The following is a 22,548-nucleotide window of genomic DNA, read 5'->3' as shown; positions in this document are numbered from 1 at the left end:
TATTTTTTTATATGATCATTATTACCTATGAATTCCAAAAGAAATTGACAATATTGACCTATCTGCCTTAATGTTACAATTATCTGTTTCATTCAATCGTTGTTTCGGCACGTTGAATGGATGAATCGTTTATAGTCATTTACTACGTTGTAGTGTGTAATAAGCTTACAGACGACCTGGGGAAGGTGTGTCTTGATGGCTTATTTTTGGTTTCTATAAAAGTACTATACGTAAAATAAAAAGAGGAAATATTGTCCGATTTTAAGCACATATTTCGAGTTGAACAAGAAGAATAGAGGTGGGGGAGAATTGGTCCGACTGCCTGTACTGGTCGAACATGAATGGTCCAATACTGAGAGGGGTGAGCAGCGCTATTTCCGCTTTAGCTTGTGTTATTCCTCAAATTATACTCAAAGTCTACAAGTGGTAGATATTTTGCATCCATACGAGCTGGATTATCTAAATCAGGGTCTTGCCGATAGAAGGAAGCAAAGCTATTTAGCAGGAAGATACGCTGCTAAATGTTCGCTCTCCGGGGCGATTGGGGAGGGGCGTTTAAATCAGATTTGGATCGATAGAGGAATATTGGACCACCCAATTGTAGTGCATCCAAATAAACAAAATATGCAAGTAAGCATCACCCATTGTGACGAACTCGGGGCAGCGTTAGCCTTCCCTGAAGCGGTACCCATGGGAATCGATATCGAACGAATCGACCCAACTAGAATAGACTTGTTCTTATCGCAATTGACTGATTGGGAGAAGGGTTTCATCGAGGACTTACCGTTTTCCACAGAAGCAACGCTTACTATGTTCTGGACTGCAAAGGAATCCTTATCTAAAGTATTAAAAACAGGTCTGACTACCTGTTTTTCTTTGTATGAACTTCAAAAACCAACAACCGTGGATGTGGATGCTGGAATAGTACGAAGTTTGTTTACCCATTTTCCTCAATATCAGACAGTATCCGTTATCTTCGGAATGTATGTGTGTTCGATAACCTATCCCAAAAAATTATGTATCGATTTCACGCAGTTCCTAAATACACTAAATGAGAGGCTAAGGTTATGTTTGACATAAGCGAGAATAAGACGTACGAAATTACGACGTTAAAAGCAGGACCTCCACACCTTATAAACTATATTTACATTATTGTTGACCGAATGACCAGGCAAACGGCAATCGTTGATCCGGCGTGGGATGCTCAAATGATTAAAACAGCTTGTAAAGAGCTTGGCGTTATTCCATCAATGATTTTGTTAACACATTCCCACAATGACCATATCAATATGGTACCTGAATTGGTTGATTATTATGGAGCTCAGGTTTATATGTCCCGCATTGAAATAGAATTTTACAAGTTCTCAAGTAAAAATCTAAATGCTCTAAATGACTTTGACCATATTCAGTTAGGGGGGACGCAAATCATGTGTTTGCTGACGCCCGGTCATACGCTAGGAGGCACATGCTATTTACTAACTGAAAGTTTGTTCTGTGGAGATACGGTATTTATCGAAGGCTGTGGATCATGTGAAACAGTTGGGGGATCTGCACATCAGATGTATGAAAGTATTCAAAAAATTAAACGTATTGTACGTCCATCGGTTCGCATATACTCAGGGCATTCCTACGGCGAAGAGCCTGGCAGTCGTATGCTGGGCTATTTGCTCACGAATAATATTTATTTTGCTTTGGAACACCAAGAGCATTTTGTTCAGTTCCGTATGCGGAAAAATCAAACATGGAAAAGGGATAGTGGATTATGGGGAAAAGTGTAGTATTTTTATTTTCCGGACAAGGTTCCCAATACTTTCATATGGGCAAGGACATGTATGAGAACAATTCAACTTTCCGCTATTGGATGAAAGTACTCGACGATCAGATACAAGCGGAAATAGGTGAATCTGTGATTTCTCGAATGTTTGACAAGAGCAACCGCAAGGACGAACCATTTGATCGACTACTGTATTCGCATCCGGCCATATTTATGGTCGAATTCGCTATGGCTCAGTCACTAATAGCGGATGGCATAATCCCAGAATGTGTTCTTGGAAGTAGTGTAGGGGAATTCGCTGCTGCATCGGTCGCTGGCTTGATAGCCCCTGTTGATGCACTTCACTTGTTACTTGCCCATGCGAAGGCTATAGAAACGCATTGTCAGGCTGGACAAATGTTGGCGGTACTCGGCAGTTACAGTCACTATGAAGACGATCAGCAGCTCAAAATGGAATGTGAGATGGCATCCAAAACGGGTGATACACACTTTGTTTTATCAGGTTTGACGAGGAATATTGAAGCCATTAAACAACGTTTAGCAGCTAAGAGTATCATTACCCAAACGCTGCCAGTACGGTTTGCATTCCATTCTTCATGGATTGATAATGCTGCGGAACAACTTAACGTTTCTACCCAAACTAAGACATTAGGGCCATCACAAATTGGCTTTCTTTCGTCGCGTTATGGGAAGCGATTGGAAACGGTTACATACAATTATTTTTGGGATGTTGTACGAGGCCCAATACATTTTGAAGAGGCTATCCGTCTACTGGAAAGAGAATCAGAGTATGTTTATCTTGACGTAGGCCCATCGGGAACGTTGACTAATCTAGCCAAAAGGATACTATCTGAACAATCCCAATCGGAGTGTTATTCGATTATGACACCGTTTGGAAGTAATGAAGCCAATTATAAGCGAATATATGCAAAATTGAGTGGCCTATCTGAAACCAATTCGAATAAGAAAGGGCGGAGTTCAATGAATGTATATCTTTTTCCTGGACAAGGATCTCAGCACAAAGGTATGGGGGGAGAGTTGTTTGATCAATATCGAGATTTGACGGAAAAAGCAGACCGAATTCTCGGGTATTCCATAAAAGAACTTTGTCTCTTAGATCCGCATCGACAATTAGGTCAAACTCAATATACGCAAGTAGCTTTATACGTTGTATCTGCGCTTAGTTTTTACAAAAAAGTGGAGCAAACGAACCAATTGCCCGATTATGTAGCTGGGCACAGTTTAGGTGAGTATAACGCATTGTTAGCCGCTGGAGCATTTGACTTTGAAACAGGTTTAAAACTGGTCAAAAGACGTGGAGAGCTGATGAGCCAGGCTCCTGTGGGTGGAATGGCTGCGGTTATTGGTTTAACCATCGAACAGGTGCGTAATATTTTACATGAGAACCATCTGACAGGTATCGATGTGGCCAATCATAATGCACCGTCCCAAGTTGTTATTGCTGGACAGAAGAATGATATTGCACAGGCTCAGTCGATTTTTGAAGAATCGGGGGCCAAAATGTATGTGCCACTGAATGTGAGTGGAGCCTTTCATTCTCGTTATATGGCAGATGCCCAACAACAATTTGAACAATTTATGGCTGAACATAGCTTTTCCAAGCTGTCTATTCCTGTTATTTCTAATGTTCACGCACAACCTTATTTGCAGGAAGATATCAGCAGCAATCTAATCAAACAGATTGTTAGTCCAGTAAAGTGGAATGACACTATTCGCTATTTACTTGGTTTGGGTGAAGTCGATTTCACAGAAGTTGGACCTGGTAACGTGCTGACCAAGTTGGTAGGCTACATACGGAAAGAAGCAACGCCCATCGTTCCTGTCTCAAGTGTGACTACAGATAAGATGACGGAAAAGGTTACCGGCACGAACAACACCGAAATTGTAGAAGGTCTGGTCACAGGCGAGTCATTGGGTGATAAGCAATTTAAGGAGGATTATGGTCTTAAGTATGCTTATGTCACAGGTGCAATGTACCGCGGCATCGCTTCCGAAAAAATGGTTATACGTGTAGCTAAAGCCGGAATGCTTGGATTTTATGGTACCGGGGGACTTCGTCTAGACCGGATTGAACGAAGTATCCAGTCGATTCAAAAGGAGCTGAGCCAAGGAGAAGCGTACGGGATGAACCTACTTCATAACCCGTCCGATCCGTCGGCAGAGGAACATACGATATCCTTATTTTTAAAGTACGGTATAAAAAATATTGAAGCCTCCGCCTTTATGGGCATTGTTCCATCTTTGATCATCTACAGAGCAAAAGGGTTGACGGAAACAGCATTCGGAGGCATCAGCATTGGAAATCGAATCATCGCTAAATTATCAAGACCAGAGGTTGCGGAAGCTTTCCTAAGTCCAGCACCGCAGAGAATGGTTGATAAGCTTGTTGAGCTCAATAAAATCACGGCTACTGAAGCTAGACTGTTGAGCAAAGTACCTATGGCTGACGACATATGTGTGGAAGCTGATTCTGGGGGACACACAGATTCAGGTGTAGCATACGCATTAATGCCGGCGATCACATTGCTTCGCGATGAGATGATGAAGAAATATGGTTATGGTAAAAGGATTAGGGTTGGTGCAGCGGGGGGGATAGGTACTCCGGTTGCTGCAATGGCTGCGTTTATGCTTGGTGCAGACTTTATCGTGACAGGTTCCATCAACCAATGCACTATTGAGGCAGATACAAGTGATGCGGCAAAAGATTTACTGCAGGAGGCTAATGTACAGGATACTGCGTATGCACCAGCAGGCGATATGTTCGAGATCGGAGCAAAAGTACAAGTACTGAAGAAGGGATTATTTTTTCCTGTACGGGCTAATAAGCTGTATGAGCTCTATAAGCAGTACAATTCCATTGATGAGATAGATGAAAAAACGAAGCGGTTGCTTCAAGAGAAATATTTCAATCGTTCGTTTGAAGAAGTGTATCAGGAAGTTCTAGATTATCAACCTCCACAAGAAATTGAGAAAGCTGAGCGAAATACCAAACACAAAATGGCTTTGATTTTCCGATGGTACTTTGGACATTCAACACGACTTGCTATGAGTGGCCAATTGGAACATAAGGTTGATTTTCAAATACATTGTGGTCCTGCACTAGGATCCTTTAACCAGTGGGTTAAGGGAACAGCGATGGAGAGTTGGAGAAACCGTCATGTGGACGAGATTGGCATTACCATGATGAGGGAGACAGCTGCACTCGTTAATGCACGTATCAACGCATTTAAAACAGGGAGCCTTGTTTAATGAAGATCGAAATGATATCTAAGCGTAATGAAAATACAGGAATGCTTCCACCTATTCTGTTCATACACGGAGCTTACCACGGGGCATGGTGTTGGGAGGAATATTTTATACCTTACTTCTCCGCCCTTGGATTTTCATGCTATGCGATCAGTTTGCGTGGACATGGTCATAGCGAAGGGCGTGATAAACTGCATTCGTATTCACTCCGCGACTACAAAGAGGATTGTGTCACAGCGATTGGCCAAATGAACGAAAGGCCGATTCTAATAGGTCATTCTATGGGCGGGGCAATCGTGCAACAAATTATGCATACAGCGCCAGAAACGATAAGAGCCGCTGTATTACTTTCATCTGTCCCACCGAACGGTATGCTTGGTTCTTTAATGAGATTATTTCTAAAGAAAACAGGATGGATGTTTCAGTTAAACGCCTTTAATCAAACAAGTACCAAAAAATTTCCATACCCTCTATTGTTCAATAATAGATTAAGTGATGAACAGACAGTTCGTTTCGCTGCACTTCTCCAACCCGAATCTAACAGAGTAGGTATGGAAATGTGCAGGCGAATTGTGCCGCGAATTTTTCCTGTTCAGGTACCGCTTCTTATTATTGGATCTCAGAGTGATAACCTTTTTGCGGAAAAATCACTTCGACACCTAGGTAAAGCTTATCATGTTGAACCGATCATTTTTGCTGATATGTGTCATGATATGATGTTGGATCCAAACTGGAAACAAGCTGCCGATAAGATTGCTACTTTTTTGCAAGAAAAATTGAAAGTGGTGGAGGGCAAATTATGAGTTCGCAAGGTTCCTATCAGATTAGTACGATCGCAAGCAATATTGATAAAGAAATTAATCGTTTAAAGGCTCAGGTTGATTTGTTTTGGGATAAAGAGTTTAAGCGATACGTCGAATTCGGTCTGGAAGATGGCATGAAAATCGCTGAGCTTGGTTCGGGACCGGGATTTGTGACTGAGAATCTATTGAAAACGTTACCTAATATCCATATAACAGCTCTAGAAATTGATTCTATTCTAGTGGAATACGCCGCCCAATATTTGAAGGAGAACCAGTTTGATCGTTATGAGATAGTACAAGGGTCAATCATGACGACAGGGTTCCCTGACAACTCGTTTGACTTTGCCATTACTAGGCTCGTGCTCGAGCATTTGCCTGATCCGGTAGGTGCTGTGCGTGAGATTTGCCGAATAATCAAGCCAGGTGGGAAAGCTATTTTTGTGGATAATGATTTTGAAATGCATATTATGACCTTCCCCTCTTTTGGTTCGTTAAGAGAGCTATATGAAGCATATTGTCAATCCAGATCGCAAGAAGGGGGGAACCCGAAAATAGGCAGAGAATTACCCTTGATTTTGAAAAGAGGAGGACTCTCAAATATTGATTTTGAAGTCATAAGTGCTCATAGCGAAGTGGTCGGAGATGAGAAGTTTTTCAAATCGGAAGGGATTGGGATTCCGTCAAAGCTAGTGCGTGACGGTTTTTTGCCTAGCAAAGTGTTAGCAGATATTTCAGTACAGTGGCGTAATGTGGTGAAGAGTGAGGATCATGCGATCCTTCGCCAGCTCTATATGGCCGTTGGCGAGAAAATGTCTGTGGGGGAGGTTTAAAATTTGAATATAGACGCAAAAACAGAAAGTGGAGCGCTTGAGTTAGAGTTAAAAGATGTTTTAGCTTCCTTGTTGGGGGAACAGAGTAATGAGCTTAACTTAGATGCTCCGTTTTCAGATATTGGTGTCAACTCTATAGTTGCTGTCGAATTTGTGGAAACGCTCAACTTAAGATTAGGCACCCAAATAGGTGTTGAATTAATCTTTGATTACAATGATATTTCCTCACTCGTTGATTATCTGAGGTCACTTGATATAGGAAGTGATCTTTCCAGCAAGCCAGAGACGACTTTGTTATTGCAGCAGATTCTGAATAGCCTTCTTCAGGAAACAAGTGGCGAACTACCTGACGCTAGAACAAGCTTCGGTGAATTGGGCGTGCATTCTGTAATGGGAGTGGAGTTCGTTGAGGAGGTTAATCGTAAGCTACAAATTGGTCTCGGATTTGAAGTCATGTACGATTATGACAACATAGATATGCTAACAGAACACATTTTACATACCTATGGAAAGGCAAAAAGTGAAGCGGACCATATGGAAGCTAATTGCAACAATACATCCGAAAGCGTTGTGCGAGAGTCAGATATCGCAATCATCGGAATTTCAGGTAGATATGCTGGATCAGAGAACATTCATAAATTTTGGAACCATTTGAAGGAAGGCGATGATTGCATTCAAGTCATTAACCGTCCTGGCTGGGAGCAACAATCCTATTATGACTCGAATCCAGCGCAAGAAAATAGATCAGTTAGCAAGTGGGGAGGGCTGTTGTCAGAAGTCGATAGCTTCGATCCCTTGTTTTTTCACATATCTCCAGCAGAAGCTGAACGGATGGATCCTCAGCAACGGTTATTTTTGGAGGAGACTTACAAGGCAGTAGAGGACAGTGGATATTCATCCGAACAACTGTCAGGAAAAAAAGTCGGAGTGTTCGTAGGCGGAAGAAGCTCCGATTATAAAGAACGGACATTGGAAGGCGAGGACGTAAGCTCACAGACTTTCTTAGGTAACGATATGGCCATATTGGCAGCTAGGATATCTTACTTCATGAATTTTAAGGGGCCAAGTCTTGCGATCGATACGGCGTGCTCCTCAGCCTTGGTAGCCATCCATCTGGCGTGCGAGAGCATTCGTAAAGAGGAATCCGAGATTGCAGTAGCCGGTGGTGTTTTTATACTTAGCTCACCTGAATTTTATGTCATGACATCGAAGACGAATATGCTTTCGTCAGACGGTAAGTGCAAGACGTTTGACGATTCAGCCAACGGCATCGTTGTTGGGGAAGGTGTTGGAGCCGTAGTATTAAAATCATTAAAGCGTGCTATGGCGGATGGTGACCATATCTACGGTGTAATTAAAGGCAGTGCAATTAATCAGGATGGAAAAACAAAAGGAATAACAGCTCCAAGTATGCTTTCTCAGAAAGCTCTTTTATGTGAGGCCTATGAAAAAAGCGACATTGATCCCGGAACCATTAGCTACATCGAGGCCCACGGAACAGGCACTAAATTGGGGGATCCGATTGAGGTTAAAGCATTAAGTGAAGCATTTTCCCTATTTACAGATAAAAAACAATACTGCGCCATAGGTTCACACAAACCGAATTTCGGACATACCATTATGTCGGCAGGCATTGCAGGTATGTTTAAAGTGTTGATGGCCATGAAACATAGGCAGATTCCGCCAACCATACATGTGCAGCAAACTAATCGGCACATCGATTTTGAGGGAAGTCCGTTTTATTTAAATACGGAGCTGATGGACTGGACTCCTGTGGAGGGGTATCCATTACGGGCAGGGATAAGTTCATTTGGTTTTAGCGGGACAAACTGCCATATGATACTTGAAGAAGCTACACAGGTCAGAAGGCAGAACGATGTTACAACAATCGATGCTCACCTGTTTCCGTTATCCGCAAAAACGAAGGTGGCGTTAAAGCAAAAAGTCGAAGACATGATAGAGTGGCTGCATCGAGAGTCGGAAAATTTTGAATTAGCGGATATAGCATATACTCTTCAACAAGGGCGCAGCCACTTCCCTTTCCGCTTGGCAGTTGTTGCACAGAGTACTAATGAGTTACTCGAACGACTTAATGATATTGCTGCATACGAAGATGATTTAAACGATACAGGTATTGAGGCTGAGTCAGGAGATGCTTATTATGCCGAAGTGGAGGATTTGCAGCAATTAACACCAGAGCAGTATCGGAAAATGCTGAATGAGTTAGCTGCACAGTACAGTCGGCAGTTTAATCCCGAATGGGAACGCCTGCATAGGAATCAATCTAGATCTAGGGTTCCATTGCCCGTCTACCCTTTTAGCAAGCAACGTTATTGGGCACCTACGGTACAAAACTCAACCAAAGAGAGAAGAACTAGACGTGAAATGACAACGCTCCATCCGTTAATTCACCAAAATACTTCTACGCTTGATGAACAACGATACAGTTCCTCTTTCGACGGAGAGGAATTCTTCTTGAAAGATCATGTTGTTCAAGGACGACGGGTATTGCCAGGCGTTGCCTACCTGGAGATGGCCAGGATCGCAATCGAACATGCCACGAATAGAGCTTTAGGGCATGAGAATATTGTACTCAAGCACATTATCTGGTCCAGACCTTTTGTATTGGAAGACGAACCTATTCAAGTACATGTAAGTTTGTATCCGGAAGAGAATGGAGATATCTCCTTCGGAATTTTTAGTGATAATAGTATGCATGGAGAGGATACCATTCTCCATGCACAAGGTTCTGCTATTTCCCATCAATCTACTATATACACGAAGTTGGATATTGAAAGCTTGATTAACCAAAGTGAAAATGTGCTACGGTCCAGTGATTGCTATGAGTATTTCCATGCACTTGGGTTTGCATATGGGCCTTCCCACAAGGGCATTGAACACATCTACAGGGGTAAGGACTATCTGGTTGGTAAGCTTGTTCTGCCACAGTCTGTGATGGACACACAAGAGCAATTCATTCTACATCCGAGCGTTATGGATGCTGCATTTCAGCTCACTCTAGCGTTCCATATAGATATCGCAGGCACTTTAGTAGACAAAGACCGGATGAACCCGATCTTGCCTTTTGCTTTAAACGAATTGGAGTTGCTCCGTGGTTGTACCTCCACAATGTGGGCTTATGTCCGTTATAGTGAGGGAAGCCAGCCTGGAGATAAAGTAGAGAAAATGGAGATATTGCTTTGTGACGAGGATGGAACAATATGCGTTAGCATGAAGGGGCTAACGAGCAGGCGGATGAATGCTGTCTCGGGCGAGACAACATCCAGATCTTCAAGTGCGATTATGTTGTATCCGACTTGGCGGGAGCAGCCCATTACTACCAGAGATAAAGCTGAAATACGCACAAACTCAATGATTGTATTGTGTGAGTTGGCTGATCAAGTTAATGAGAAGGTTGCACGTTTGTTGATGGATTCTGAATGCATTGTTCTGCAATCTGGACATCAAGAGCTCGGGCAACGATTTGAAGAGTATGCTGTTCAACTCTTTGAACGATTAAAGGCTATCATTACAGAAAAAACATCCGCTTTTATGCAGATTGTCGTCCCTGTTCATAATGAAAAGCAATTGTATTCGGCATTTTCTAGTCTGCTAAAAACAGCCGCCTTGGAGTGGAAGGGATTTGCCGGACAGATAATTGAAACGGATGACTGGAAAGATGCAAATAGAATTGTACTGATATTAAAAGAAAACAGCTACTGTACAGATCTTTTTGTTCGCTATCAAAATGGCACCAGGATGGTTCGTGATTGGAAAGAAGCTGATCCAATCTATGAACATTCCGATGTGTCATGGAAGGACAACGGAGTCTATCTGATTACGGGTGGTAATGGTGGGCTGGGGCGCATATTTGCCAAAGAAATCGTCAGCAAATGCAAAAGCCCAACGATAGTTCTGATCGGGAAATCGGTGCTTTCTTTGCAAATGAAAGCTCAGCATAGGGAACTTGAGGAGCTTGGAGCCAAAATCGAGTACCTGCGGGTAGACGTAACACATAAAACTGCGGTTATGGATTTAGTCCGAGGCATTCGCCAAAGATATGGAAAGTTAAATGGTATTATTCATGGAGCAGGAATCATTCGTGATGGTCTTATCATGAACAAAAACTCAGATGAATTTAAAAATGTAGTAGCTCCGAAAGTGACTGGTCTGTTGAATTTGGAAGAGGCTGCAAGAGAAGAACCAATTGATTTTTTTGTTGTTTTGTCCTCCATCGCAGCGATTTTGGGCAATATGGGGCAGGCCGATTATGCCACAGCCAATGCGTTTATGGATGCCTACGTTACGTATCGAAATGCCTCGAGTAAACAACCGCGGATGGTCTCGATCAACTGGCCCTTATGGAAGGAAGGCGGGATGCAGGTCGATGAAGCAGGAGCAGCATACTTGTTCCAACACTGGGGTATGAAGGCATTGAATACGGCAGACGGTCTTGAGTTCTTTCAACGGGCAAGGAGCACTAGTAAAGATCAGATAATGATCGTGTCAGGCGATGCTGTTCGGTTCAAGCAAAAACTGCTGGACGAAAGTGGGAAGTTAAATATACGTCAGCAAGTGGTAAGCGAGACAATCGGTTCATCAGCTTCAGCTAGTAGTGTAGCGACGAATGAAGAATTGATTATGAAAGTGAAGACTGCTTTTGTTCAGTCCGTTTCTAATTTGCTTAAAGTAGATGCGAACGATATCGATACCGAGACCGAATTAACCGATTACGGATTTGATTCCATTACGTTCACACAGATGACCAATAAACTTAATCAGTTGTATAATCTGGAACTTTCACCTACGCTGTTTTTTGAATATCCGACGATACAACAGTATGTGGCGTTTTTGATTAGTGAGTTTTCCATTCAGTTGACTCCATTTTTTTATGTTAAAGCGGAAGCTACCGCTGCTGCATCTAAACAAATTGAAGAGACGAAGATTAATCCAGAGCAGCCTCGATTTAAACGAGAAAACAAACGTCGCGTTGATTCGGTTTATGCAGCTACAGACCAGAAGTTGAAACAATCAGACAGCGGTAAGGATGGTATTGCAATCGTAGGTATCAGTGGCATCTTCCCGATGGCAGACGATGTGGATGCCTTTTGGAAGAACCTTGCTCAAGGCAAAGACTGCATTTCCGAGATTCCAGTAGAGCGCTGGGATTGGCGGACTTATTATGGCGATCCTATGACTGAAGTGAATAAAATGAACTGCCGGTGGGGCGGGTTTATCAATGGTGTTGATGAATTCGATCCACTCTTTTTTGGCATTTCGCCAAAAGAAGCAGAACTTATGGACCCGCAACAGCGGCTTTTAATGACCTATGTCTGGAAAGCGATCGAGGATGCGGGCTACTCAGCTCAAAGCTTGTCTGGAACCAATACTGGAATATTTGCTGGTACCACTGCAAGTGGTTACAACGATTTGCTCTTGCGTGCGAATATTACAATTGAAGGTTATTCTTCTACAGGAATGGTTCCCTCTGTCGGACCGAACCGGATGAGTTATTTTCTGAACGTTCACGGACCGAGCGAACCGATAGAAACGGCCTGCTCCAGTTCTCTAGTCGCCATCCACCGTGCGGTAAGAGCTATTCAGAGTGGTGACTGTGAAATGGCCATTGCCGGAGGCGTAAATACAATCGTATCGCCAGAGCTGCAGATCAGCTTCAGCAAAGCGGGAATGTTATGTGAGGACGGGCGATGCAAGACATTCTCAAGCGAAGCGAATGGGTATGTGAGAGGCGAAGGGGTTGGCATGCTCTTACTGAAGAAGCTGAGCGAAGCCGAGGCTTCCGGGGATCACATCTATGGCGTGATTCGCGGAACCGCGGAAAATCACGGGGGCCGGGCTGCGTCACTCACTGCACCTAATCCGAAAGCCCAAGCAGATCTCTTGCTTTCAGCCTATCGGCAAGCGGGAATCGATCCAGGAACAGTGACATATATCGAAACACATGGTACGGGGACCTCACTGGGGGATCCGATTGAAATCAACGGGTTAAAGTCGGCTTTCAAGACGCTGTACCAAGATACGGGAGAAGTAAACCAACCGGAAAGAAGATGTGGACTCGGCTCTGTAAAGAGCAATATTGGACATTTGGAGCTGGCGGCAGGTGTGGCAGGCGTGATAAAAGTGCTGTTACAAATGAAGCATAGAAAGCTCGTGAAAAGTTTACATTGTGAGACGATCAACCCTTATATCCAACTGAAAGACAGTCCGTTCTATATTGTACAGGAAGAAGAGGAGTGGAAAGCACTTGAAGATGAGGAAGGAAACGCAATTCCACGGCGTGCAGGTGTAAGCTCATTTGGGTTTGGCGGGGCAAATGCGCATGTGGTGATTGAAGAGTATGTAGCACAAACGTCTAACCCGGTAAAAGCGGTGAGAGGAGAACAGCCGGTAATCATTATCTTATCGGCCAAAAACGCAGAGCGTCTGAACGAACAAGCCCGCTTGTTGCTTGAAGCGATCCAGCGCGGAGCCATTGGTGAGTCGGAACTGGAGCGAGTAGCATATACCCTGCAAGTCGGGAGAGAAGCGATGGACGAGCGCCTGGGCTTCACAGCAGCTTCGTTGGAAGAACTGAAGGACAAATTGCATGGCTATGTGGAAGGGAAAGACGAGCATACTGACCTATACACAGGGCAGGCAAGGAAGGATAAAGAAGCAATGGCGCTGATCGGAGGGGACGAAGATTGGCAAACGGTAGCACAGGCATGGATGGAAAAAGGGAAATATGACAAACTGCTAGCCTTCTGGAGCAAGGGGCTTTCCGTCGATTGGAACGGCTTGTATGCAGGGAATAAACCGAGCCGAATGAGCCTGCCGACATATCCATTCGCCAAGGACCGGTACTGGGTTCCGGAAGAGAAGGTTAGCCTAGTTCGTCAGCTTACATCTACGGCTACTGTTGAATCCTTGAGCACTGCTTTTCTTCTTCCGCACTGGCAGGAAAGTTCGGTAGAACCTATTCGTTTATCCAGTCATGACGGGCATGTGATCTTTCTATGCGAACCTAACGACTTAGACGGCAAGACATTTAAGTCTATCATGGATGGGGTCAGTTACCATGAGTTACACGCAGATCAGGTAGATATATTCGATAGGTTCCAACAATATGGCGTGCGGATACTGCAGGAGCTTCAAAGCATAATTCGCCAGAAACCAAAAGAAAATGTGTTGTTTCAAGTTGTCGTTCCTGTTTTCGGCGAGCAACAATTATTTACAGGTTTATCCGGAATACTTCATACGGCCAGACTTGAGAACCCGAAGCTGGTTTGTCAACTTATCGAACTTGATAAATGGCCAGACGCAGAGATTCTAGCGCACATAGTAATGGAAAGCGGGAAGCATTCCGCTGATCAACACGTCCGTTATGAGAATGGAGAACGTTACGTTAAAGCATGGCAAGATGCTGGATCTCCCCCGACCAAGGAGCTACCTTGGAAAAATGGTGGCGTTTATCTCATTACGGGAGGATCAGGCGGGCTTGGTATGATTTTAGCTGAAGATATGGCGGCAAAGGCGCCCGGTGCGAAGCTGATTCTAACAGGGAGGTCTACCCCTCAGCAGAACCTAATGGCTCGTCTCGAGCAATGGAAAGTATCGGGATTTTATATTGAGTACCATCAAGTTGATGTAACCGAAGAGGTTGAAACGAATAGGCTAATTAATTATATCCTAACCAATTTTGGAAAACTGGATGGCATTATGCATGGTGCAGGTGTTATAAGCGACAGTTATATTCTAAATAAAACAGTTGGGGAATTTACGGCCGTGACGGCTCCGAAAACCAAAGGGCTTGTGATATTGGATCGATTAACTGCTGATCTGAAGCTAGATTGGTTTGTCTTGTTCTCTTCGATTTCGGGCGTTTTCGGAAATGAAGGGCAAGCCGACTATGCATCGGCGAACGCTTTCATGGATGCGTATTCCAGTTATAGAAACCGCCTTATGAAAGATGGACAGCGGCATGGCCGAACCATTTCCATCGGATGGCCGCTTTGGGAAGAAGGCGGAATGCAGGTGGACGAGCAAAAAAAGGCGCACATGAAACAGAAGAGCGGACTTCAACCAATGAAAACGCAAAATGGCTTAGAGGCCCTATATATGGCTTTGGCTTTTGATGCCGATCACATGCTCGTATTAGAGGGGGAGGAGGTATCCATGAGGAACAGTAAGCCCGAATTGAAGATACTTGCTCATGCTCCTGTTGCTGAAACGATAAACATAGACGCTTCGGATCCAGCGCGTGCATCGGTAATACTTCGACTAAAAACAATATTCGCCAAGGCTGCGAAGTTGGAAGTTGCTCAGATTGATGAAGACGAACGGTTCGAAAACTACGGTATTGATTCCTTTATGATTGCTGATTTAAATAACAAACTGGAGCTATGGGTAGGTGGGCTCTCTAAAACGATTTTCTATGAATATCAAACTATCGGTGATCTGGCAGATTACTTAGTGGAGACTTACCCACACACAAGACAAGCTATGCAGGAAGTGACAGTTGTGAATGATCAGTCAATTGGTCAAATAACGCAATCCTCGCAAATGCAGACGCAGCAACCTGTCGCCATTATCGGCATCAGCGGTCGCTTTCCGCAGTCCAAAAATCTTGAAGCTTATTGGGACAAATTGATTGAGGGCAATTCTTGTATTACAGAAGTGCCTCTGGACCGGTGGGATTGGCGAGACCACTACGTTGCTAGTAAAGAAGAAGCAGCACTTTTAGGGAAAAGCTGTTCAAAGTGGGGGGCGTTCTTAGAGGCTATCGACCAATTCGACCCGAAATTTTTTAATATGACTCCAAGTGAAGCAGAAGAAATTGATCCTCAAGAACGGTTATTTTTAGAAGAGTGCTGGAAGGCATTGGAGGATGCAGGATATGCTCCAACAACATTGTCAGAAGATACGCGTCAACGGACGGGTGTATTCGGAGGGATTACCAAACAGGGTTATAATCTGCTTGGCTCAGAGGCGTTGCGTCAATTACCCGCAACTTCATTCTCGTCGATGGTCAACAGAGTCTCCTATCATTTAGATATCCAAGGCCCTAGTATGCCGATTGATACAATGTGCTCTTCCTCGTTAGTGGCGATTCACGAGGCTTGTGAATATATCAGACAGGGTAAAGGTGATATGGCCATTGCAGGGGGAGTCAATTTATATGTTCATCCATCTGGATACGCTCAGCTTTCTAAAGGACAACTGATGTCGGACAGTCCCGTAGGGGATGCGTTTGGTCGAAATGGTAGAGGTTTTGTTCCCGGAGAAGGCGTCGGCGTTGTTGTGCTGAAAGCATATGAAGAGGCGATTAAAGACGGAGATCATATTCATGCATTGATTAGAGGTACTGCAGTAAATCATAGCGGACGGACGAACGGATATGCGACGCCAGATCCGAGCCGACAAGCAGCGGTCATGGAAGCTGCACTTAATCAATGCGGTATCGATCCTAACACAGTCACTTATATAGAGGCTGCAGCTAGTGGCTCAGAGATGGGTGATGCTATCGAGATGAGCGCTTTAACGAAAGCTTATGGGCTGCGGAAAGATAATGAGCAGTATGAGAAGTATAGTATTGGTTCTGTAAAGCCGATTATCGGACATTGTGAGGCAGCTTCGGGCATGTCTCAATTGGCGAAAGTTGTACTGTGCTTACAAAACCAAACTTTGGTGCCTACATCGCTTCATGGAGAAGTAAATCCGAATATTAATGTCGATACTATGCCATTCCGTATTCAGCGCACATTGGAAGAGTGGAGACGTGTTTCCATCGCTGGAGTAGAAGTTCCACGAAGAGCTGGGATAACAAGTATCGGAGCAGGTGGGGTTAATGCTCACATCATTGTAGAAGAGTATATTCCTGATGATGTGCCGAATGCCATATTGAACGAAGAATCGGTGTTATTCATCTTATCAGCCAAGAATCGTGATCGACTAGTGGAATACGTAGCAGACTGGGCCGTCTATTTGAGAAGGAACCCAAATGTGAATTTGGCTAACATTGCATACACACTTCAGGTGGGCCGTGAAGCTATGCCGTGCAGGTTGGCTTTTGTAGCCCAAAACCAAGCTCACTTGGAACAGCAATTAGAACAATGGCTTAACAAAGCGGAAATATCCGAACCGTGTTATGAAGGGGATAATCAAATTACTAAAAAAACGCTTGCCCCTGATCAGACTCTGAAAACTGCTTTAATGAAAAACGATATTGAGACAATTGCTCAGTATTGGGTAAACGGTCATCCTATAGCTTGGCAGGGGCTGCACCAAGGTAAACAAAGACGTAAAGTGGCCAAGCTACCGACGTATCCGTTTAACCGTAGGAGCTGTTGGGTAGGTCGTTTCAAGACGGCATTCCAAACCAAACAGAGCGCAGAAATGTTGTCTCCGCAAACCCAGTATAGTAACAAAGCGATCGAGTTCTACACATTTGCGGCTAAGCAGAGCAGTTGGGAGTTCACAGAGGATTATCTGACGTTTTGTCCTTTTGAGGAGAAGGTTCCCGGATTCTCTATGAGCGAAATGTTTCTATTCCCAGATCAAAATTTGAAAGCAATGCAACAGATGAGATCGAAACAAATCGAGCTTAGACAGGTGCTCTTCTGCAAGGAAGATTTTAGACGTGTGCGTTCATTTTTAGATATCGGATGCGGACATGGGACGGATGTAATTCAAGTGGCTAAAATGTATCCTCACATAAGCACACACGGATTTACTATCACTGCAGCACAAGCTGAACTTGGCAATCGTCGAATTGAACAGAAGGGCCTGAGGGACAGGGCAACCATCTTCTGTAAAGACAGCTCCAAGGATGCATTCCCGGATAAGTATGATTTGGCTATTGGGATTGAGGTTAGCTTTCATATTCGTAACAAGCATGGATTGTTCAGTAATATTTCCGCTTCGCTTAATAAAGATGGAAGATTACTGCTAATGGATTATATCTGCAACCTCAAGGGAGCCATTATTGATCCCAAGGTGGAGATCAGCATTCCAACCGTTCAGGACTGGATCGAATTACTTTCGGAACACAACCTTGTTATTGATGAAATTATTGACGTCTCACCGGAAATTGCAAATTTCCTTTATGATCCATTTGTTGATCAAAACACGATTGGTTTACCAGAAGTGACGAGGGATACCTACAGGAATTATGCAAACCAAAGTAAATCGTTGGAGAATGGTTGGATCAGCTATTGCCTATTTAAACTCAAGAAAGAAACGCAAATGAGCAAGGAAGAGTGTAGCGCATATAACGCAACGAGAATCAAGAACAAGACGCCGTATTCTGCTGCATTGAAAGAGATGCTTGCGAGTGGTCATATTCCTTACCCTATGTCAAAACCTGTTCCTGATAATCAAGTAAACTCAACCATAAACTCTTCTTTCTCTAATGTTGGACAAAGCAATATCCGTCCGATTAAGGAGGAAATCATGCTCGTATTTGAGGAGGTTCTGGGCATACAACGTGAAGATTTGGATGAGCATGAGACATTTGTTGAACTTGGTATTGGGTCGGTTAACGCTGTCCAATTGACAGAAGGGATCAATGTACAATTCGACCTTCGACTGCCGACAAGTATAGTATTCGAATATAACTCGCTAAAAGAGCTTGCTTCCTATGTTGAAGGACAGCTACCTAAGCGTTCTTCAAAGAAAGAAGTAGTTGTTTCAGAGCCGGTTATTGCAGAAGCAGTGTCGGAACCCCAGGTGGATAAGAGGGCTCACAAATCAGATCATGAGATTGCAGTTGTTGGACTTTCTTGCAGATGCGCTGGAGCTGAAGGGCCTGACGAGTTTTGGGATATTGTCAGTCAGGGCAAAGAAACAGTCTCGGATCTGAATAACGATGCTTGGAAAGCTTTCCTCCGCTCAAGTTCCAAAGAGAAGCTTGCTAACAGGTACGGTGTTATGAAGAATAGAGATTCGTTTGATTCAAAATTTTTCAGAATATCGCCTAAGGAAGCTGGAGCTATTGATGTATCACAACGAATTTTGTTGGAGGAATGCTATAAAGCGCTAGAGGATGCAGGATACACGCCAGAGAAACTACACGGTAAGCAAGTGGGCACAATCATTGGTGCTATGGGTCTGTCTCAACCTTCGGAATCTTATTCCCATTTCACCATGCTTGGAACCGACACGAGTATACTGGCTGCCCGCATCGCATACCATTTGAATTTGAAGGGAGCAGCAATGGCTGTTAATACGGCCTGTTCTTCTTCACTTGTTGCTATCGACATGGCATGCAAGCAGTTGATAAATGGAGATATCGATATGGCGGTTGCAGGTGGAATCACTGTCTATACTCATCCTGGAATGTTTGTCTCGATGCAGCATGCGGGCATGTTATCCCCGACCGGTCAATGCCGGCCGTTTGATCAAAACGCCGATGGCATTGTCGTCGGAGACGGAGTAGGGGTTCTTATATTGAAGAGACTTGCGGATGCACAGGCTGATGGCGATCATATTTATGGGGTCATCCGTGGCAGCGGCACGAATCAGGATGGTCAAACGTCGGGGATTACCGTACCAAGCTTCCAGTCCCAAAGTCAGCTACAGGAGAATGTGTATCGGCGGAACGGGATTGATGTGGAAGATATCCAGTATATTGAAGCCCACGGGACGGCAACGAAACTGGGAGATCCGATAGAACTGCATGCATTAACTGAATCATTCGCTAAATTTACCGACAAGAAACGATTCTGTGCTATTGGTTCGTTGAAGGCAAATATCGGTCACACGACAGCCGCGGCAGGTGTTTTAAATGTAATCAAAGTGCTTCTTAGTATGCAGCATGAACAAATACCGCCATCTATTAATTTTAATGTGAATAATGAACATATCGATTTTGATAACAGTCCGGTTTATGTTAATACGAAGTTGAGCAATTGGCCGGTCAACTCTAAAGGTTCCAGAATGGCAGCGGTCAACTCATTCGGTTTTAGTGGTACGAATGCGCATGTCGTAATTGAATCATATACAACTCCTGCACGTGTGAAATATGCGTCGGAAGTAGGTGTACTTCCGATATCCACAGAGAGCAAAGAGGGGCTCCAGCAGTATGCCAAACAATTGCTTGACTATCTGAATGAGAATGAGCAGACCTCCATTAAAGATTTGGTCTATACCTTCCAGGTGGGTAGGCAAAGTATGGCAGCCCGACTTGCTTTCGAATTCACGAGCCGGGATATGCTGATCTCTCAGTTGCAGCACTATGTGGACAGAAAAGGTGCATTACCGCAAGGGGGATTTGCAGGTGAGGTCGGAAGCAATACAGGCATGCTGATTACTGACACCGAAGAAGGTCAAGATTTTGTTAAAAGATTAGCTGGTGGAGGGAAAATTGGCAAGCTGGCTGAGCTTTGGGTGAGAGGAAATGATATTCATTGGGAAGCGTTGTACGAGCAAGGAGAGGTCAGACGATTAGGTGGGCTACCTAGTTATCCATTTGCTAAACAGAAATTCCTTCTGCCAGATCCAGTTTTGAATAATGTGGAATCATTACAGGCTAATCCTATCGCTGCGCCAGTTTTGGATGTGAGCCCCCCAGTCGGGAAATCTCATCAGCAAGGTATATCACTGGCATCTCTCCAAACTGCTCTTGGGCAGCAAGAGAAGAACGTAATGCCTAAGCCACAGATTGTTTTGGTGCCAACAGGTGATTTGACGGTTCGAGACAACGAACAACTAGAGAGGGAGCAAAAAAGTGAATCTCAGACTAGTACGGTTCTGCGAGAATTGACTGAAGGTCTAGCTTACGCACTATTCGTAGATCCAAAGGATATCGATGCAGACCGAAAGTTTGTCGACCTGGGGCTAGATTCAATTATCGGCGTTGAATGGATTCAAAAGATAAACAGTAAGTTTGGTATTTCTATACCCGCTACCAAAGTCTATGATTACCCCACGTTGCGGGAGTTTTCTAACTATATAACTGCGCTCATTTCCGACGTATCTTTTGGTGCGGAGTTACAAGCCGTTCAGCTAGAGAACGCACATGTGAATTCCGAAAAAGGATTGGATCTATTGGATAGTGATCTGGCATATAGCTTGGCAGATGCTCTGTATATGAATAGCGATGATATTGATAGGAACATGAACTTTATCGACATGGGTCTTGATTCTATCATTGGAGTGGAATGGATTAAGGATATTAATACACGTTATTGTACTTCCATACCCGCAACTAAAGTCTATGACTACCCCACGTTGCGTGAATTTACGGACTTCGTGAGGAAAGAACTGGACAAAGATGGGAAGGAAACAGCCATTTCGGAGACAACTCAGTCTTTGGATGAGGTTCTGGAACAGTTGTATCGTGGTTCGATTAAAGCAGGTCAAGCGCAGCAAATATTACGGAATTTATAATTAATGGGAGGTTCTTATGAATAAACAAGACATTTTTAAAATTATTGTAAACCATGTTTGCGAAATATTACCGGAGTTGGAGCAGCATGAATTTCAAAAGGAAGATCAGCTAGTCAATCTTGGAGCCAACTCGATAGATCGTGCAGAAATTGTCGCGATGACGATGGAGTCGCTGTCTTTGAATATCCCTCGTGTGGAACTTGCTTCAGCAAGAAATATCGGAGAGTTGGCTGAAATCGTATATGAAAAGTATACCTCCAATTAACTTGCACATCTCTGGCATTGGAGTTACCTCCGCCATTGGCCAGGGACAAGAAGCGTTTTCTACTGCGATGCTAGAGGGCAGAAATACGTTCGACGTTATGAAAAGACCTGGAAGGCAACGGGGGACCAGCTTTATAGGTGCAGAAATTCCTTCTCTTTCTTTTCCTGAAAAGATTGGGAAGAGGACGTTGCGTAGCGCCTCATGGTCTGGGCAAGTGGCACTCGCGACACTTTATGAAGCATGGCAAGATGCGTCGCTGGATGAGATTAATCCACGACGCATTGGTCTCATCATCGGTGGAACCAACATTCAACAGCGGGAACTGGTAACGACATTTGAAAGTTACGTGGACAACGTACCGTTTATTCGGCCATCGTATGCACTTTCGTTTATGGATTCCGACCTATGCGGACTATGTACTGAGCAGTTCGGCATACAAGGCTTCGCTTACACACTTGGTGGAGCATCAGCGAGTGGACAACTGGCTATTATCCAGGCGGCAGAGACTGTCTTATCTGGACGAGTCGATGTCTGTATTGCGATAGGTGCGTTGATGGATCTTTCGTATTTGGAATGCCAAAGTTTCCGCGCATTGGGGGCTATGGGAAGCGATAAATACGCAGACATCCCCGCTAAAGCATGCAGGCCGTTTGATCGCGATCGGGATGGATTTATTTATGGTGAAAATTGTGCTGCAGTAGTTGTTGAACGAGCGGACTTAATGTCAAGGAGAGACAGAAAACCTTATGCTGAGATACTTGGGTGGTCGGTCTCGGCAGATGCCAATCGCAATCCCAACCCTTCGTGCGAAGGAGAAATGAGGGTTATTCGAGAGACATTGGACCAAGCGAGGCTAGCTCCAGAAGATATCGATTACATTAATCCCCACGGATCCGGTTCTGTAATCGGTGATGAAACGGAACTTAAAGCTTTGTATGATTCAGGACTTAAACATGCTTACGTTAATAGCACCAAATCGATTACAGGTCACGGGTTAAGTGCGGCGGGTGCGGTTGAAGTTGCTGCTACAGTCTTACAAATGAAAGCGGGAAGCTTACATCCATCCCTAAATTTGGAGAATCCAATTAGTCCTCATTTTCAATGGGTATTGAAACACCCTACAAAGCATCGCATCGAACATGCCTTATCATTAAGCATAGGTTTCGGTGGGATAAATACGGCTTTGTGTTTACGCAATTTAATAAATTCATAATTGAAGGA

General features: G+C 44.1%; 8 protein-coding genes and 2 pseudogenes. All 10 read left to right on the top strand.

The genetic code is table 11. The annotated features are described in order from the left end of the window. Positions 1 to 279 precede the first annotated feature (279 nt). The 10 genes and pseudogenes from JNUCC31_RS05855 (at position 280) to JNUCC31_RS05820 (ending at position 22,540) form a co-directional block, all read left to right on the top strand. Positions 280 to 1,080, top strand: coding sequence for a 4'-phosphopantetheinyl transferase superfamily protein (locus tag JNUCC31_RS05855; RefSeq protein ID WP_228469535.1), 801 nt, complete (start codon positions 280 to 282; stop codon positions 1,078 to 1,080). Continuing rightward, positions 1,068 to 1,778 (top strand): MBL fold metallo-hydrolase, encoded by a 711-nt coding sequence (locus JNUCC31_RS05850; protein WP_192269393.1) that lies wholly within the window; start codon positions 1,068 to 1,070, stop codon positions 1,776 to 1,778. The genes JNUCC31_RS05855 and JNUCC31_RS05850 overlap by 13 nt, the downstream gene beginning before the upstream one ends. Then, positions 1,763 to 5,044 carry an ACP S-malonyltransferase gene (gene fabD, locus JNUCC31_RS05845; protein ID WP_192269390.1) on the top strand — a complete coding sequence of 1,094 codons (3,282 nt, stop codon included), beginning with the start codon at positions 1,763 to 1,765 and terminating at the stop codon, positions 5,042 to 5,044. Before JNUCC31_RS05850 ends, fabD begins: the two co-directional genes overlap by 16 nt. Further along, positions 5,044 to 5,844, top strand: a complete 801-nt coding sequence (locus JNUCC31_RS05840) for an alpha/beta hydrolase (protein ID WP_192269387.1) — start codon at positions 5,044 to 5,046, stop codon at positions 5,842 to 5,844. Before fabD ends, JNUCC31_RS05840 begins: the two co-directional genes overlap by 1 nt. Then, positions 5,841 to 6,674, top strand: coding sequence for a class I SAM-dependent methyltransferase (locus tag JNUCC31_RS05835; protein ID WP_192269384.1), 834 nt, complete (start codon positions 5,841 to 5,843; stop codon positions 6,672 to 6,674). The genes JNUCC31_RS05840 and JNUCC31_RS05835 overlap by 4 nt, the downstream gene beginning before the upstream one ends. A 3-nt stretch (positions 6,675 to 6,677) precedes the next feature. Next, a pseudogene (locus tag JNUCC31_RS34040) lies at positions 6,678 to 11,033 on the top strand (SDR family NAD(P)-dependent oxidoreductase); the annotation flags it as partial. A gap of 285 nt (positions 11,034 to 11,318) precedes the next feature. After that, positions 11,319 to 13,556: pseudogene (locus JNUCC31_RS34035) on the top strand (type I polyketide synthase); the annotation flags it as partial. Positions 13,557 to 13,733: 177 nt separating this feature from the next. Then, the gene (locus JNUCC31_RS34030; protein WP_488656259.1) at positions 13,734 to 21,062 is read left to right on the top strand and encodes an SDR family NAD(P)-dependent oxidoreductase; all 7,329 of its coding nucleotides are present in this window, start codon (positions 13,734 to 13,736) and stop codon (positions 21,060 to 21,062) included. Positions 21,063 to 21,078: 16 nt separating this feature from the next. Further along, positions 21,079 to 21,327: an acyl carrier protein gene (locus tag JNUCC31_RS05825; protein WP_192269378.1), complete on the top strand. Its 249-nt coding sequence runs from the start codon at positions 21,079 to 21,081 to the stop codon at positions 21,325 to 21,327. Next, on the top strand, positions 21,305 to 22,540 hold the full coding sequence (locus tag JNUCC31_RS05820; protein WP_192269375.1) for a beta-ketoacyl synthase N-terminal-like domain-containing protein: 1,236 nt from the start codon (positions 21,305 to 21,307) through the stop codon (positions 22,538 to 22,540). Before JNUCC31_RS05825 ends, JNUCC31_RS05820 begins: the two co-directional genes overlap by 23 nt. The last annotated feature ends 8 nt before the right edge of the window (positions 22,541 to 22,548 follow it).

This window comes from Paenibacillus sp. JNUCC-31, from assembly GCF_014844075.1.
Taxonomy (GTDB): domain Bacteria; phylum Bacillota; class Bacilli; order Paenibacillales; family Paenibacillaceae; genus Paenibacillus.
This window is presented reverse-complemented; position numbering and strand designations above follow the sequence as displayed.